Here is a 14819-nt window from a genome sequence, read left to right on the forward strand (position 1 = left end):
TCCTCAGCGAGTGAAGCTTGGCGTCAGGCCGGGCGAGACGGAAATCTCGACACTGCGTTGATCGTTGTCGATGGTGGCCAAGGTCACCGGACGCCGCCACACTCTCGCGACGTATTCCAGCACCTTGCGCGCACGTTCCGGATCGAGACCGCGCCCGTCGGTGAGGTGGTCGTGGACCAGCTCGAGCTTACCGTCCACATGAATGCGAGACGCGCTCACTCTCGGCGCGCCGAAGCCGTACTTCGGATGTAGCAGTGCCTCGTGAAGCATTGGCAGATCCATTTCCTGCACAGTCAGTGTGCCGGTCGCCGGGCCCTTGAAGCGGAACAGCTTCAACTCCGTGGCCAGGTCATGAGTGAGATGGTTGCGCACGAACGAGAAGTCGTCGTCTTCCGCCATGATCCGGCGAGCGGCTTCCAGGCCCTGCGCCTCGACGATTTTTTCCCAAATCGAGAAGCCCAAGTGATACGGATTGGTCGCGAGCGCGACGTTCTCGCCGCTTGCGGTCGGGCGCACCACATCCGAGTGACATTTGATCGCATCGACATAGGCGGCCGAGGGCAGGAAGTCCGCCTCGCGTAACAGCCGTGCGTGCCAATACGAAGCCCAGCCTTCGTTCATGATCTGGCAGGCAAACACAGGATAGAAATAGAACGACTCTTCGCGGACCGCCAGGAAGATGTCCCGCTCCCAGGGCTCCATCTCCGGCGCGTACTGCGCGATGAACCACAGCAGGTCGCTTTCGGGATGCGGCGGGATCGGCGCTTTCTTCGCCGGACCGCTGTGCGCCGGTCGCGCGGTGTCCGGGCCGAGCGAGGCAAAGCGCTTCGCGAACTCATCGTTTGCCGGCGGCCCGCGCTCCGCAATCGTTTCGGGATAGCGGGGCCGACGCAGACCCTGATCGATATCGATGTGTTGTTCCAACGACAACGCCGCGTCGAGCACGAGCTCCACGCGTTCCAAGCCATGTTCTTCGATGGCCATCGCAATCTGGCGCGCATGCGCTGCGGCCTGTTCGACGATGTGCTCGCCGACCTGGTCCTGGCTGCGACGGAACAACATGTTGTTCGCGGAGAAGTCCGCATGCCCGAGCACGTGCGCCGTGACCAGCACGTTTTCCGCCGCGCTGTTGCTCTTGGCGAGATACGCGCGACCCGGATTGCCGGGGAACACGACTTCGAACAGCCGTGACAGCCCCATGCGATGCTGGATCAACTGGTAGATGTAACGAACACCGAAAGACCAGTGCGGCATGCGCACTGGCAGACCGTAGATCGCGATCTCGGTCATGAAGCTTTCCGGCACCACCTCGAACTCGACCGGGTGGTACTTCAATCCCTGCGCACGAGCCAACTGTTCGATGCGCGAGATGTGGGATTGCCAATCTTCTGTGTGCATCGGTTCGGGCATGGCCGACTCAGGACCCCTGAGAAGCGTGGGTGAAGAAATGCCGCACGGCATTCCAGATGTCATCGGTGCCGCTGACGCGATACGCGCCGACGCTATCGTCATCCCGCGACAGGTCGACGAACAGTCTGCCGATTTCGCTGTCCGGCGCGGAACCGGCGAGCGGGGCGACTTCCAGGAAGCCGCTGTAATTGCAGTCGCCGGATACATCTTCCAGTGCGGCCTGCGCCTGCGGTTGATCGGACGGGAAGTTCTCGCCGTCGGAGGCGTAGAACAAATAGATGTTGTACTGGCTCGGGCTGTAACGCTCGTCGATGATCTGACGCACTTTCTTCAAGCCGGCCGAAGCGACCGTGCCGCCAGTGCCGGTGACTTTGAAGAACTCGTCCTCTTCGAACTCCCACGCTTCGGAGGTGTGCGCGACGAACACCAGCTCCAGGTGACGGTACTGCCGGCGCAGCCCCTGAATGGCCCAGAAGAAAAACGTCTTGGAGATCTGCCGCTCGCGCTCGCCCATGCTGCCCGAGACATCGAGCAACAGAACGACGACCGCCTGCATGGCCGGTTGCTCACGCTTCGCGAGCTGGCGATAGCGCAGGTCGTCATCGGTGAAAGAAGGCGACTCGGCGCCGCTGGCTGATTGCACACCGCGACGCTTGATGGATTCCTTCATCGAGCGGCGACGATCGAGTCGTGAGCGCGCGCCGCGTCGATCCCAGCCTTCGCGCGTCCAGTCATCTTCCTTGGCGCGGCCGGCTTTGGCCTCGAGATTCGGCAGCTGCATTTCTTCCCACAGCCAGTCGACGATGTCGTCGATGCGGAACTCCAGCGTGTACTGCACGCCGCCGTCTTCGTTGCCGCCCTGGCCGCGTTGATTCTCGCTGTCCTGCTGGGGCCGACCGATGCGATCGCCGGGCTTCGCCTGGCCCTGCCCGACGCCTTGCTGCTCGTTGGAATTGCGCAACCGGAAACGATAGTGCTCCAGCATCTTCACCGGCACGCGCACGGTGCTTGCACCACCAGTGAGCACGTCGGCGCCGGCCACGATTTGTGGCAGATGCTGGCGCACGGCATCGCGCACCTTGTCGTTGTGGCGCAGCCAGTCGCGCGCGCCGCGCGAGAAGAGGTCGTACCAACCGGCCTCGCCCGGGCTGCGATTGCCAGAATCACTACCCCTTGGGATGTCGCTCATGTCGCTCGCAACCCCCGTCTCATTCGACCTCGCAGCTACAGTACTCCTGTTGAGCGCGCCATGGATTGGTCCTTAGAGACTACTCCTTAACGCACGCTCCGGTTCACTCTTGAGCGAGCAAAGTCGTCACGTAACTCAGCGCTTCCTTGGCGCTGTGATCGTCGTAACCGTACTCCGAGGTCAGGCGGTCCTGAACCGCGGAGATTTTCTTACGGGCTTCGTCGTCCGGTCGCGCCGCCGACGTCACCAGGCGCAACACGTCACGCCGCTCCTCGAACAAGTACTGCTCGATGGCTTCGCGCATGCGCGAGTGGCTGTTGAGGGTGAATTTCTCACCAGCCTTGTACGCCACCATGGCCTTGCGCACCACTTCCTGACGGAACGTCAGCTTGCCCGATTCCGATACCTTGATCTTGTCCTCGACCGAGCGCAGGAAGCGCTCATCGGCCGGACGCGACTCGCCGGTGATCGGATCGGTGACTTCGCGATGATCGAGCGCCGCCTCCACTTCATCCAGGTACTTATCCAGCAACTGCTGGGCTTCGTCCTCGAACGAAGCGAACAGCGCGCGGTGCACGTCTTCCTTCACCCAGCGGTTGTAGAAGTCCTTGCGCGCCAACACCAGATAATCGATCCACAGCTTCTTCGCCTTCGCATCCATGCGCGCGTCGGTTTCGATGGAGTCCTTGAGCGCGAGCAGCACTTCCATGCTGGTCAGGCTCTTCTTGTCGGTGCGCGTGATGGCGTTGGAAATCGAATTCACGATAAAGCGGGGACTGACACCTGTCAGACCTTCCTCGGGCGCTTCGGCGCGCAGCCGCGTGATCTCTGTCTCCGGGAAGCCTTCCACGCTCTCACCCGCGTACAGACGCAGCTTCTTCGACATGTCCAGGCCTTCACGCTCTGGCTTGTAAAGGCGCGTCAGCACCGCGAACACCGCGGCCAGCTTCAATGCGTGCGGATCCAGATGCACATCGCGAAACGCGGGCGCCGCGGACACCAGCTTGTTGTAGATCCGCGATTCCTCGAAGTACGACAGTGTGTAAGGCACCTTGACGATGACCATGCGGTCGAGCAGCGCCTCGTTCTCCTTCTCCTGCAGGAACTTGTGGAATTCCGCCAGGTTGGTGTGCGCCAGGATGGTCTCGTCCAGATAGATCAGCGGGAAGCGCGACACCTTGACGTTCTTTTCCTGGGTGAGCGTCAACAGCAGATACAGGAACTCGCGCTTCACCTTCAGGATCTCGATCATCTCGAGCACGCCGCGGCTGGCGGCATACACCGCGCCTGACCACGACCACGCACGCGGATCGCCCTCGTCACCGTATTGCGCCACTTTGGACAGATCAACGGAGCCGACCAGGTCTGCGAGGTCCGCAGTGGTCGGATCGTGGGGTGCATACGTGCCCACGCCCACGCGTGACGCTTCTGAAAGGAAGATGCGCTCGACGGGCATGCGCAGGAAGTCGCCTTCGAACTCGCGTTCGAGACGGTCGCGCGCCCACGGGCTCAGCTCACCTTTGATCTCTACGCCATACGTATCCCGGAACTCGGCGCGCAGGCTTGCGGGAATGAGATTCAGTGGCGACTCGTGCATCGGCGAGCCCTGCAAGGCATACATAGCCCCTTCATCGGTGTGGCTGTATTCCTCGAGACCACGCTTCAACAGGATGGCCATGGTGGACTTGCCACCGGACGGCGGGCCTAGCAGCAGTAACAAGCGTCTGCCGACATCGGAGCCGGCGGCGGCCGCCTTGAAATAATCGACGATGCGGCCGAGCGGCTCATCGATGCCGAACAGCTCGCGCTTGAACAACTCTTTGGAGCCGGCGCCTTCGCTGTTGCCATTGCCGTTCGCGTTGGCATTACCAATGCCATTGGCGCCGGGAGAGTTTTTGCCGAACCAATTGAGCATGTCCCATAGATATTCATGGCTGCTACGGGCCAGTTGCCGCGCATTGCCTGGGACAACGGTGCGAAGGAATTCACCGAACGTGCCCGACCAGTGTTGGGCCCGGTGGAATCGGCTGTAGGCGCTCAAGGCCTCGACGAAGCTCTCGCCGCGTTGCGAGCTTCCTCTGGGGCTGTCTGACGTCATCGAACCGCCCTCCAATCAGCGAGCCTATGAAATGTGTCAGGGCTCGCGGGTTCTATATACCTGTTACGACAGCATGCTCTTGCACGCAGTTCACACTGTCCTAATTCGTAACCAGCATACTCCGGTACTGCGACGAGAGATGCCGAGGGTTACTGGTAATCGCCAGGGCGATTGCCGACAACCCTACTTTCAAAGACTGCGCTATGGCCGAACATGTTCCGTACACAGGTGCGCCATGCGAGTGCGCCTGACGATGGCGTCGAACCGTAAAGATCGGCGGCGCCGATGAAGAAGGAATAATGAAGACCTGCGCAGCTCGCGGAAGGCGACGCTGGAACGCGCTGAAGTTGCGCATCTCACTCGGTTGAGTGCGGAACATGACTCACTGATTACTCCCTTCGCGCCAATCTTGCAATGCGATTCATGCTGATTGGTCTGCACGGCGCGTGCCAGCACCCATGTCTAAAGTCATGGGTGCAGGCGAGGAGTTCAGGACGGGTTCAGGGCCGAGGGTGGAGGTCCCACCCTCGGCATAGCGGCTCTTCGAATCAGGCGGCGGCGTTGACCTGAGCTACATTCAATTTGATGTCGAGAGCCTCGCGGACCACGTCGTCGACACGTTCGCAGAACACGAACTCGACTTCGTCGCGCACACTCTTCGGCACATCCTCCAGGTCCTTGCGATTACGCGCCGGCAGCAGCACCTTGCGGATGCCCGCGCGATGCGCAGCCACTGTCTTCTCCTTGACGCCGCCGATCGGCAATACCAGGCCTCGCAGGCTGATCTCGCCGGTCATCGCCAGGTCACTGCGCACCGTCTTGTTGGTGAACAGCGAGACCAGTGACGTGAACATCGACACGCCGGCGCTCGGGCCATCCTTCGGGATCGCGCCCGCCGGCACGTGAATGTGCACGTCGCTCTTGTCGAACACCGTGGTGTCGATGCCGAGTCGCGCTGCTTGCGACTTCAGCAATGACAACGCTGCCTGCGCGCTCTCCTTCATCACGTCGCCGAGCTGGCCGGTGAGAATGAGCTTGCCGTTGCCCGGCACCCGCGTCGACTCGATGAACAGGATGTCGCCACCCACCGGCGTCCACGCGAGGCCCGTGGCCACGCCCGGCACGCTGACGCGCATCGCGACTTCATTCTCGAAGCGCGGGGCGCCGAGAATGCCCGCGAGGTCGCCGACCTCCACGGTCTGTTGAGTGATCGTGCCTTCGGCGATCTTCACCGCGACGTTACGCAGAACCGAGCCGATCATGCGCTCGAAGCTACGTACGCCGGCCTCGCGAGTGTGATCCCGCGCGATCTGGCGAAGCGCGTCGTCCGTGATCGAGGCCTGCTCGGGCTTCAAGCCGTTCGCTTCGAGCTGACGACGCATCAGGTAGCGCTTGGCGATCTCCACCTTCTCGTCCTCCGTGTAACCGGTGAGCTCGATCACTTCCATTCGATCGCGCAACGGGCCGGGAATGGTGTCGAGCATGTTCGCCGTGGCAATGAACACCACTTTCGACAGATCGAACGGCACGCCCAGGTAATTGTCGCGGAACGTGTTGTTCTGCTCCGGATCGAGCACTTCCAACAACGCCGCCGACGGATCGCCCTGGATGCCGGCGCCGAGCTTGTCGATTTCGTCCAGCATCAGCACGGAGTTGCGCGTGCCCGCCTTGCGGATCGCCTGAATGATGTTGCCCGGAAGCGCACCGATGTACGTGCGACGGTGGCCGCGAATCTCGGCCTCGTCGTGCACGCCACCCAAACTGACGCGCGCGAACTTCACGCCCAGCGAGCGCGCGATGCTCTGACCCAGCGACGTCTTACCCACACCCGGCGGGCCGACGAAGCACAGGATCGGGCTGCGACCCTGCGGATTGAGCTTGCGCACGGCGAGGTACTCGACGATGCGCCGCTTGATCTTGTCCAGGCCGAAGTGATCCTCGTCGAGCACCCTGCGGGCGTGCTCGATCTCGATCGACTCCTTATCCAGCTTCGACCAGGGCAGCTGGATCATCCAATCCAGCCAGGTCCTGAGCATCGAGTACTCGGCGCTGGCGTCGCTCATGCGCTCCAGCCGCTTCAATTCCTTCTCGGCCTGCTCCTTGGCGTCCTCGGGCATGCCGGCCTTCTCGATGGCTTCGCGCAGCTCGGCGATCTCTTCGCCGGCCTCGCCTTCTTCGCCCAGCTCCTTGCGGATCTGGCGCAGCTGTTCGCGCAACAGCACTTCCTTGTGGCGCTCGTCGATGGCGTCGCGCGTCTTTTCCTCAAGCTGGCGCTGGAGCCGCAACACTTCGATGCGCTTTTGTAACAAAGCGCTGACGCGCTCCAGGCGCACCTTCAGATCGAGGGTTTCGAGCAGCTCCTGTTTCTCCGCCGGCTTCACATCCATGAAGCTTGCGACCAGATCGGCCAACGTCGAGGCCGACTCGACCGACTGAATGGCATTGGACAGCTCCGCCGGCGCTTGCGGCAGCAGGCTGATGGCCTCGGCGGCCAGCCGTTTCAAGTTGAGCGCGCGTGCTTCGACGTCGCTGCCAACGTTGCTCGGATCCGGCAGATATTCCACACGCGCGACCATGTAAGGCAGACCGTTCTGCCAGTCGAGCACGCGGAAGCGGCGCTCACCCTGAACGACCAGGTGATGCGTGCCGTCGGCGCCCGTCACATAGCGCACGATGTTCGCGACCGTGCCGGTCGCATACAGGTCGCTGCCGGTGGGCGCCTGTAGATCTGGATCATGCTGTAACAGGAAGCCGACCTTGCGATTGTTACGCACGGCTTCCTGCGCGGCCGCTAGCGACCGGTCGCGATTGATGGCCACGGGCACGACGGTGCCAGGGAACAGCACCAGGTTGCGCACCGGTACGATGACCAGCATGTCATCGGTGATGGTGTGCGTATCGGTGTCGCTGTTTTGTGGCTGCTGAGATTCTTTGCGATTTGCGTCGGTAGTCATTGAATTGTCCCACCCACCCTTTTCGGGCATTGGAGGCGCAGAGGTTCAACAAACACGGTCTTGCGACCGGTGGCTGTTCTAGGCGCGGGGTAGTCGAAACTTTCGGTGCCAGGCTTCACGTCGTACCCCGCCATTTAGCGATGTGCCAGGCGCAGGAACAGGCAGCCGTTGGTGTATGCCTGCTCCAGCAATTGATAATGTCCTTCAGGCAGCGCGATGCGCCGCTCGAAACTTCCGTATGGAATTTCCAGCCGATGAACCGCGGTGGCGCGACTGGTCACCGGCAATGCGCGCGTGGCACTGACGATCAACAGCCCGCTGTCGGTGCGCACTTCGATGTGGTCGGGAGCAACACCGGGTAACGCCACGGCGACATGAACCTCGTTGCCATAAGCGAGGATGTCGATGGGCGGTTCCCAGCGCGGCTGAGCTGCAACCGTGCTGCCGAAACGAAAGAACTGCCGCTGCAGTTGTTGCGCGCGTTCCAACATTTCGCAGGCCTCGGCCCACATCCAGGACGGCGGGTTACGCATGGCCATGATTGAGTTCCAGGTAAGGCATAGCGACTTAGGTGGGGTCGGCAGTCGGACTATCAAGAACGACCCGCAAGCCAAGTAAACTCCCGCCGACGCCAGCCAGGTCCATGGATCAGATGTCCAACCGCTTCGACGCCCGCTTCTATCAGCGCTTCTATATGAATCCGCGAACGCGGGTTACAACCCAAGATGAGATGGCCCGACGCGCCGGCATGGTGGCCGCACTGGTCAAGCAGCTGGAGTTGCCGGTGAAGCGGATTCTCGATGCAGGCTGCGGACTTGGGTGGTTGCGCGCGCCGCTGCTCGAAGCTTTTCCCGAGGCTACGTATATCGGGCTGGAAGTGAGCGAGCACCTATGCCAGGAGCACGGCTGGGTGAACGAATCGCTCGCTGACTATCGACCGCGCGGTCGCTTCGATCTGATCATTTGTTATGACGTGATGCAGTACCTGTCTGACCGGGAAAGCGCGCAAGCGATGGCGAATCTTGCGCGTTTGTCACGCGGCGCCTTGTACTTCCATGCTCCGACGCAGGAGGACTGGCGCGACAACGCGGATCGCGACACTAGCGACAGCAATATCACCTTACGCCAGGCGAGCTGGTATCGCTCGCGCCTGGCGCGACATTTCGAACACGCCGGCTTCGGCGTCCATGTGCGCCGGGGCGTGCCCTGGGGACAGTGGGAGCTGGAACGCAGCGGCTAGGTCGTGGATGAGTAGGCTACTTGATAACAGTAGCCTCCGTGACCACGCGCACCGGCGGCTCGCCATTACTCCAAAATGGGTCCGCTTCTGGGTCCGTACCCCATCGCCCATCCAACAGCTCGATAAAGCTTCGCACCTTGGTCGCCAGATACCGACGCTGCGGATAGATCAAATAGATCCCCAGCGCGCCGGCATCGTAATCGGCCAGCACCTGTTGCAACGTCCCCGCGCGCAGCTCCTGATAAACATTGAAGGTCGGCTGCAGGATCACGCCCTGGCCGCGAAGCGCTGCTTGCTTGAGCAGCTCATTGCTGGTCGCACGCAACGTTCCCAATGCCTGCACCATCGAATTGCGCCCGTCGCGTTCGAAGCGCCATTGCTGCGACGTGGGTGCGGTGTCGGTGAAGGCGAGACAGTTGTGATGGAGCAGGTTCTCCGGGATCTCCGGCTGCGGATTCTTTTTCAGATAAGCCGGCGACGCACACGCCACCAGTCGCGATGTGGCCAGCTTGCGCGTCGTGAGATTGGTGCGCAGGTGGGCGCTGGCGCGAACCGCCAGATCGAAGCCTTCCTCCACCAGATCCACGAAATGATTACTGACCGTTACTTCCAGCCGCACATCGCCGTGGCGTGCCGAATATTCCAGCAGCACCGGTCCGACGTGCGACAGGTCGAAGGCTCCCGAAACACAGATCTTCAATGCGCCGCGGGGCACCGCGCTGTTGGCGCCGGCCACCGCTTCCGCTTCCTCGATATCTTCCAGAATCTGGACACAACGCTGGTGATAAAGCTGTCCGACGTCGGTGAGACTCAGGGAGTGCGTCGATCGATTCAGCAGGCGCGAGCCTAGTTCCTGTTCCAGGTGCCCGATGTACTTGGTCACCATTGGCGCAGAAACTCCCATCCGGCGCGCCGCCTCGGCGAAGCTCCCCAATTCGACCACTCTCGCCAACGCCACCATGCAGGTGAACTTATCCATCTTTCTTTCCCCCCAGGAAAGATTCCATTGCCCAGCAGGCATCGCTCCATAAGCGAGCGAAATCCCGTTCGCCCCCGGCACCAATCAGACGGTTTGATTTTTCACGGCTCGTTCACGGCTGGGCCAACAGCGTGCTCACGCCGCCCCGCTAATTTCTGTGCATCACAAGCGGATTAGTGCATTTGCAGCAGTGTGATTGCAATAACGAAGCGACGGTGTGGTTGCCGCATGAGTAGTGAGAACGAAGCAGCACGGTGTGATTCATGACCAGCGATTCATGAATGTCATTCCGTTCACCGCGTTTATCGACGCTCCGGCTTTGGGGGACAGTAGCACCACGGAACAACAGCAACAGGTAGCGGCGGCGTGGCAGTAAACGCAGCGCCAGTGGGAAGGTCAAGGTTATGGCGACAACGAACAAGACAGGATGGGCAGCACAGCTGCGATGGGCAGTCCTCGCGGCGTTAGGCACCGCTGCATTGGTAGTTACTGGCAATGAAGCGCGTGCCGATGAGCTGTCTTCGCTCGAAATCACGCCGGTGCTGGCGGTGACTGACGAAACCGTGGCCGCCTCGGTTAGTGATATCGAAGACGCTATCGCCGAGGTCGTCGTGTCCAATCAGCGCATCGGTTGGCTGGAAGGCGTTGACGCGGTGCGAGTGCAGGTCGACAACGACCTGTTCGCCGGTGGCAACCAGGACCGCGACTACACTGGCGGCTTGGGCATCACCCTCTCTGGCGAACGCGCTCGCGACGGCTTGTTGTCACTCGATCCCTTATTGGCTCGTCTGGACCGATTGGTGTTCAACGGCGAGGAAACGAACGTCCATTACGCCCGGCAGATCGGCCTGTTGGCGTTCACGCCCAAGAACACGCTGGTCCGCGAAGTGCAACCGGATGACCGCCCGTACGCCAGCCTGCTGTTCCTTTCCAACGGCCGGGTGACGGTGGATGAGGACGATCGCGGCGCCTGGACCAGCAGCCTGACCATTGGCGTGCTGGGCCTTTCGGTGTCGGAAAGCTTGCACAGCGCCGTCCACGAGCTGGTCGGTTCGGAACGACCGCTTGGGTATGATCATCAGATCTCCGCGGGCGGCGAGCCGACGGCGCGCTACACCCTCGCCCGCCAGCAGCTCTGGATCGCCGATCCGAGCGGTCAGATCGATGTGAAGACCACGCTGCAGGGAAGCGTCGGCTTCCTGACCGAGACCAGTGCTTCGATTTCGGTGCGAGCCGGTCGTTTCAACTCGCCCTGGTGGAGTTTCGCGCCGGAGCTGACCGACTACATGGCGGCGCCGGTGCCGAGCGAGAGCTATCGCGGTGGCCGTGAGCTGTATGTGTTCGCCGGCGCTCGCGTCAAAGCTCGTGCTTACAACGCGTTCTTGCAGGGCCAGTTTCGCGATAGCGAGGTCCGCTACACCTCAGGTGAGGTGCAGCCGCTGCTAGCCGAGGCGTGGATTGGCGTGGTTACGCAAATCCTGGACCAGACGCAGCTCAGCTACGCCCTGCACTATCAAACCGCTGAATTGCGCGACGGCCCGGCCTCCCGCGACGCCCTGTGGGGCGCGGTACAGCTGACGCACGCATTCTAAGTTTTAGTTTCTCGACCCAGCCCCTGCAATCGGCCCACCTCTGGTGGGCCTTTTTTTATTCGAGCGCCGCGCATAGCGCCGCCACAGAGGATAAGAAAAAGGGTTGTGTTACTTCGAGCGAGGCATGCGCACACCTTTCAGGCCGGTGTGCTGAGTGCGAAATTTCGTCGGCTTCGTCGATTGGCCTTTGCTCGGCGCTGCCTGCGGCGCGCCCGCGCGTTTCGCGTTTCCTGCCGCGTCGTGTCTTCGCTTGCCATGCGCCGGTGCGTTGTCTTTGGTCGAGTGCGGCGAATGTTTCGAGCGACGCCCTTCATGTGCCTCGCCCGTGCCGAGCGGCTGCCAGGCCGGAATCAAATGCTGCTTGCCCGGGCCGATCAAATCGGCGCGGCCCATGCGGCGAAGCGCATCTCTCAGAATCGGCCAGTTATTCGCGTCGTGCCATCTCAAGAACGCCTTGTGCAGCCGTCGCACCTTCAGACCCTTGGGAATGTGCACTTCCTCACTGCCGTGAGTCACCTTCCTCAATGGATTCTTGCCCGAGTGCCACATCGCCGTAGCCGTTGCCATCGGCGAGGGCAGGAACGCCTGCACTTGATCGGCGCGATAGCCGTTCTGCTTCAACCACAGGGCCAGCTCGAGCATGTCCTCGTCGGTCGTGCCCGGATGCGCGGCGATGAAGTACGGAATCAGGTACTGCTCCTTGCCGGCTTCCCTGGAGAACTTCTCGAACAGCTCCTTGAAGCGGTAATACGTGCCGACACCCGGCTTCATCATCTTCGACAGCGGCCCTTCGCCGATCGCCTCGGGCGCGATCTTCAAATAACCGCCGACGTGGTGCTGAACCAGCTCCTTCACATATTCAGGCGACTCGACCGCCAGGTCATACCGCACGCCCGAGCCGATCAGGATCTTCTTGATGCCCGGCAGCGCACGCGCGCGTCGATACAAATTGATCAGCGGCGTGTGGTTGGTGTTCAGATTCGGGCAGATGCCCGGAAACACGCACGAAGGCCGGCGGCACGCCGTCTCGATCTCGCGTGACTTACAGGCGAGCCGATACATGTTCGCAGTCGGCCCGCCCAGATCGGAGATCACGCCGGTAAAGCCGGGCACCGAATCGCGGATCGTCTCGATCTCCTTGATGATCGAGTTCTCGGACCGATTCTGAATGATGCGGCCTTCGTGCTCGGTAATCGAGCAGAACGTGCAGCCGCCAAAGCAGCCGCGCTGGATCGCGATCGAGAAGCGGATCATCTCGTACGCGGGAATCTTGTTCGCACCCTTCTGCTCGCCATAGAACGGATGCGGCACACGCTGATAAGGCAGCTCGTAGATCGCATCCATCTCTTTCATCGAGAGCGGCAACGGCGGCGGATTCAGCCACACATCGACGTTCCCGTGCCGCTGCACGAGAGCGCGCGCGTTGCCCGGATTGGACTCGAGATGAAGGATGCGCGAGGCGTGCGCGTAGAGAACGGCGTCGTCACGCACGGCTTCGAAGGAAGGCATGCGAATGACGGATTGCGCGCGGTCAGAGGTCGGAACGTGGCGATGAAACTTCACGACCTTCGCGACGGGCTGCTTCGCAGCCGTCGCACACGGCGGCGCGCTCACTGTCGCCTCGCCGGCAACTGCTTCAGTGGACGCGGTATTGCCGGGCGCGGCGCCGATCTGCGAACCATTCGCGGCAGTCGCGCTACTCGCGGACGCCTCCATTCGGGGCGCGCCGCCGGCAGACGAAATATTTTCAGTTGCTGCGTTATTCGCTGCGGCCTGCATCGCCGCTTTCGACTTGGCGTCATTCGCCGCGTACGGATCGATGGGCGGATTCAGCGGTCCGGGCTCGTCGATCGAGGTCGAATCGATCTCCGTCCACCCTTCTGGCGTCGCATGTCTTACGAACGCCGTGCCTCGCAGATCGTCGATCTGATCGATCGGCTGACCCTTCGCCAGTCGGTGCGCGATCTCGACGATCTGGCGCTCGCCGTTGCCGTACACCAGCAGGTCCGCCTTCGCATCCAGCAGCACCGAGCGCCGCACTTTCTCCGACCAATAATCGAAGTGAGCGATGCGCCGAAGGCTGGCTTCGATACCGCCAATGACGATGGGCACGTCCGGGAACGCCTCGCGAGCTCGCTGTGAATAGACGATCACCGAGCGATCCGGCCGCTTGCCGCCCTCGCCGGCCGGCGTGTACGCATCGTCGCTGCGAATGCGCCGGTCCGACGTGTAGCGATTCACCATCGAATCCATGTTCCCGCCGGTAACGCCGAAGAACAGATTCGGCTTGCCGAGGCGGGCGAAATCCTCCGCAGAGCGCCAGTCGGGCTGCGCGATGATGCCGACGCGGAAGCCTTGGGCCTCCAGCACGCGGCCGATGATGGCCATGCCGAAGCTGGGATGGTCAACGTAAGCGTCGCCAGTGACGACGATGATGTCGCAGCTGTCCCAGCCGAGTGCGTCCATTTCCTCCTTCGACATGGGCAGGAACGGAGCGGTCCCGAAGCGGGACGCCCAGTGCTTGCGATAGGAGAACAGTTCGCGGGGTACAACCTGCATCGGGGGGAATAGTCGGTTAGAGGTGCCGCGGCGGCCAAAGGGGCCACGGAAAAGGGTTGGGATCTTACGCTATTTACGGGCCAACTTCGCGCGGACGCCGCCCTGATCGGGGGCCAGCGCTCGCCTACGGGCAGCGGCGCTCACCGTGGAAACGTAGGGCGAATCCTTATCGAAGAACCGCCAGGGCTTCTTGGCCCAGTCGCCGGCATAATCCACGCCGATCCGGGGCGCCCGGGCAACCTTCGGCGGCCGATATCGGGTCGGCTTCTCCAGCCACAAGGTGTCGCCGAGCAGATCGGCCCCATTCAGGCCGCGATCTATGTGTAGGGCACGACATAACAGGCCCGGCCCATGGGACGAGTTAGTAATTCCCTTCACCGGCTCCAGCCCTCGCAACAGCACTGCGTGCGGCGTTCCATGCGCAGCCGTCACGATGTTCAGGCAGTTCCAGAAGCCGTAAATCAAGTACACATACGCGTGTCCGGGCGGCCCGAACATCACCTCGGTCCGCTTGGTTCGCCCGCGTGAAGAATGCGCCGCCAGGTCATGCGGCCCTTTGTACGCTTCGGTCTCCACGATACGACCCACCTGCTCGCCCTCCGGTCCCGCGTGAACCAAATGCATGCCGAGCAGATCGCGGGCGACCAGCAGAGTCTCTCGAGCATAGAAATCGCGGCTGAGTTTGGTGGCCATCGACACATTATAGAGAGAACCTCCGCGCCGCCGGCGACTGACAACCAATCGGTTGCACTTGATCGCCGGCCAGAGTTATATTGCAACCATCGGGTTGTCAGTGGA

General features: G+C 61.9%; 10 protein-coding genes. 2 read left to right on the forward strand and 8 right to left on the reverse strand.

Annotated elements, in window-relative coordinates; translation table 11 throughout:
* Nucleotides 1-3: 3 nt before the first annotated feature.
* The 5 genes from EK373_RS05015 to EK373_RS05035 all read right to left on the reverse strand — a co-directional run bounded on the left by EK373_RS05015 (nucleotide 4) and on the right by EK373_RS05035 (nucleotide 8190).
* Nucleotides 4-1410: a SpoVR family protein gene (locus EK373_RS05015; protein WP_198683074.1), complete on the reverse strand. Its 1407-nt coding sequence runs from the start codon at nucleotides 1408-1410 to the stop codon at nucleotides 4-6.
* A 7-nt stretch (nucleotides 1411-1417) separates the two neighbouring features.
* Nucleotides 1418-2599, reverse strand: coding sequence for a DUF444 family protein (locus EK373_RS05020; protein ID WP_129641627.1), 1182 nt, complete (start codon nucleotides 2597-2599; stop codon nucleotides 1418-1420).
* A 103-nt stretch (nucleotides 2600-2702) separates the two neighbouring features.
* Nucleotides 2703-4697: a PrkA family serine protein kinase gene (locus tag EK373_RS05025; RefSeq protein WP_129641628.1), complete on the reverse strand. Its 1995-nt coding sequence runs from the start codon at nucleotides 4695-4697 to the stop codon at nucleotides 2703-2705.
* A 548-nt stretch (nucleotides 4698-5245) separates the two neighbouring features.
* Nucleotides 5246-7651, reverse strand: coding sequence for an endopeptidase La (lon, locus tag EK373_RS05030; RefSeq protein WP_129641629.1), 2406 nt, complete (start codon nucleotides 7649-7651; stop codon nucleotides 5246-5248).
* A gap of 134 nt (nucleotides 7652-7785) precedes the next feature.
* The gene (locus EK373_RS05035) at nucleotides 7786-8190 is read right to left on the reverse strand and encodes an Hsp20/alpha crystallin family protein (protein WP_232831017.1); all 405 of its coding nucleotides are present in this window, start codon (nucleotides 8188-8190) and stop codon (nucleotides 7786-7788) included.
* Between the two features lie 104 nt (nucleotides 8191-8294).
* Here EK373_RS05035 and EK373_RS05040 point away from each other — a divergent pair, with 104 nt between their 5' ends.
* Complete coding sequence (locus EK373_RS05040; RefSeq protein ID WP_129641630.1) at nucleotides 8295-8891, forward strand: class I SAM-dependent methyltransferase; 597 nt, start codon at nucleotides 8295-8297, stop codon at nucleotides 8889-8891.
* Nucleotides 8892-8907: 16 nt separating this feature from the next.
* Here the strand turns inward: EK373_RS05040 and EK373_RS05045 are convergent, their stop codons facing one another.
* Nucleotides 8908-9870 (reverse strand): LysR family transcriptional regulator, encoded by a 963-nt coding sequence (locus tag EK373_RS05045; RefSeq protein ID WP_198683076.1) that lies wholly within the window; start codon nucleotides 9868-9870, stop codon nucleotides 8908-8910.
* A 404-nt stretch (nucleotides 9871-10274) separates the two neighbouring features.
* Between EK373_RS05045 and EK373_RS05050 the strand changes: the two genes are divergently transcribed.
* On the forward strand, nucleotides 10275-11462 hold the full coding sequence (locus EK373_RS05050) for a lipid A deacylase LpxR family protein (protein ID WP_129641632.1): 1188 nt from the start codon (nucleotides 10275-10277) through the stop codon (nucleotides 11460-11462).
* 108 nt (nucleotides 11463-11570) lie between these two features.
* Here EK373_RS05050 and EK373_RS05055 read toward each other — a convergent pair whose 3' ends face one another.
* Both EK373_RS05055 and EK373_RS05060 read right to left on the reverse strand, forming a co-directional pair.
* Nucleotides 11571-14021 (reverse strand): YgiQ family radical SAM protein, encoded by a 2451-nt coding sequence (locus tag EK373_RS05055; protein WP_129641633.1) that lies wholly within the window; start codon nucleotides 14019-14021, stop codon nucleotides 11571-11573.
* 69 nt (nucleotides 14022-14090) lie between these two features.
* Entirely contained in the window at nucleotides 14091-14714 is a 624-nt protein-coding gene (locus EK373_RS05060; protein WP_129641634.1) for a DNA-3-methyladenine glycosylase, read from the reverse strand.
* Nucleotides 14715-14819 lie beyond the last annotated feature (105 nt).

Origin of the sequence: Peristeroidobacter agariperforans (genome assembly GCF_004138335.1) — a bacterium.
GTDB classification, from domain to species: domain Bacteria; phylum Pseudomonadota; class Gammaproteobacteria; order Steroidobacterales; family Steroidobacteraceae; genus Steroidobacter; species Steroidobacter agariperforans.

Excerpts from the sequence above, each read along its gene's own strand:
- EK373_RS05015 (WP_198683074.1), bottom strand. The coding sequence starts at position 1,410 with ATGCCCGAACCGATGCACACAGAAGATTGGCAATCCCACATCTCGCGC.
- EK373_RS05020 (WP_129641627.1), bottom strand. The coding sequence starts at position 2,599 with ATGAGCGACATCCCAAGGGGTAGTGATTCTGGCAATCGCAGCCCGGGC.
- EK373_RS05025 (WP_129641628.1), bottom strand. The coding sequence starts at position 4,697 with ATGACGTCAGACAGCCCCAGAGGAAGCTCGCAACGCGGCGAGAGCTTC.
- lon (WP_129641629.1), bottom strand. The coding sequence starts at position 7,651 with ATGACTACCGACGCAAATCGCAAAGAATCTCAGCAGCCACAAAACAGC.
- EK373_RS05035 (WP_232831017.1), bottom strand. The coding sequence starts at position 8,190 with ATGGCCATGCGTAACCCGCCGTCCTGGATGTGGGCCGAGGCCTGCGAA.
- EK373_RS05040 (WP_129641630.1), top strand. The coding sequence starts at position 8,295 with ATGGATCAGATGTCCAACCGCTTCGACGCCCGCTTCTATCAGCGCTTC.
- EK373_RS05045 (WP_198683076.1), bottom strand. The coding sequence starts at position 9,870 with ATGGATAAGTTCACCTGCATGGTGGCGTTGGCGAGAGTGGTCGAATTG.
- EK373_RS05050 (WP_129641632.1), top strand. The coding sequence starts at position 10,275 with ATGGCGACAACGAACAAGACAGGATGGGCAGCACAGCTGCGATGGGCA.
- EK373_RS05055 (WP_129641633.1), bottom strand. The coding sequence starts at position 14,021 with ATGCAGGTTGTACCCCGCGAACTGTTCTCCTATCGCAAGCACTGGGCG.
- EK373_RS05060 (WP_129641634.1), bottom strand. The coding sequence starts at position 14,714 with ATGGCCACCAAACTCAGCCGCGATTTCTATGCTCGAGAGACTCTGCTG.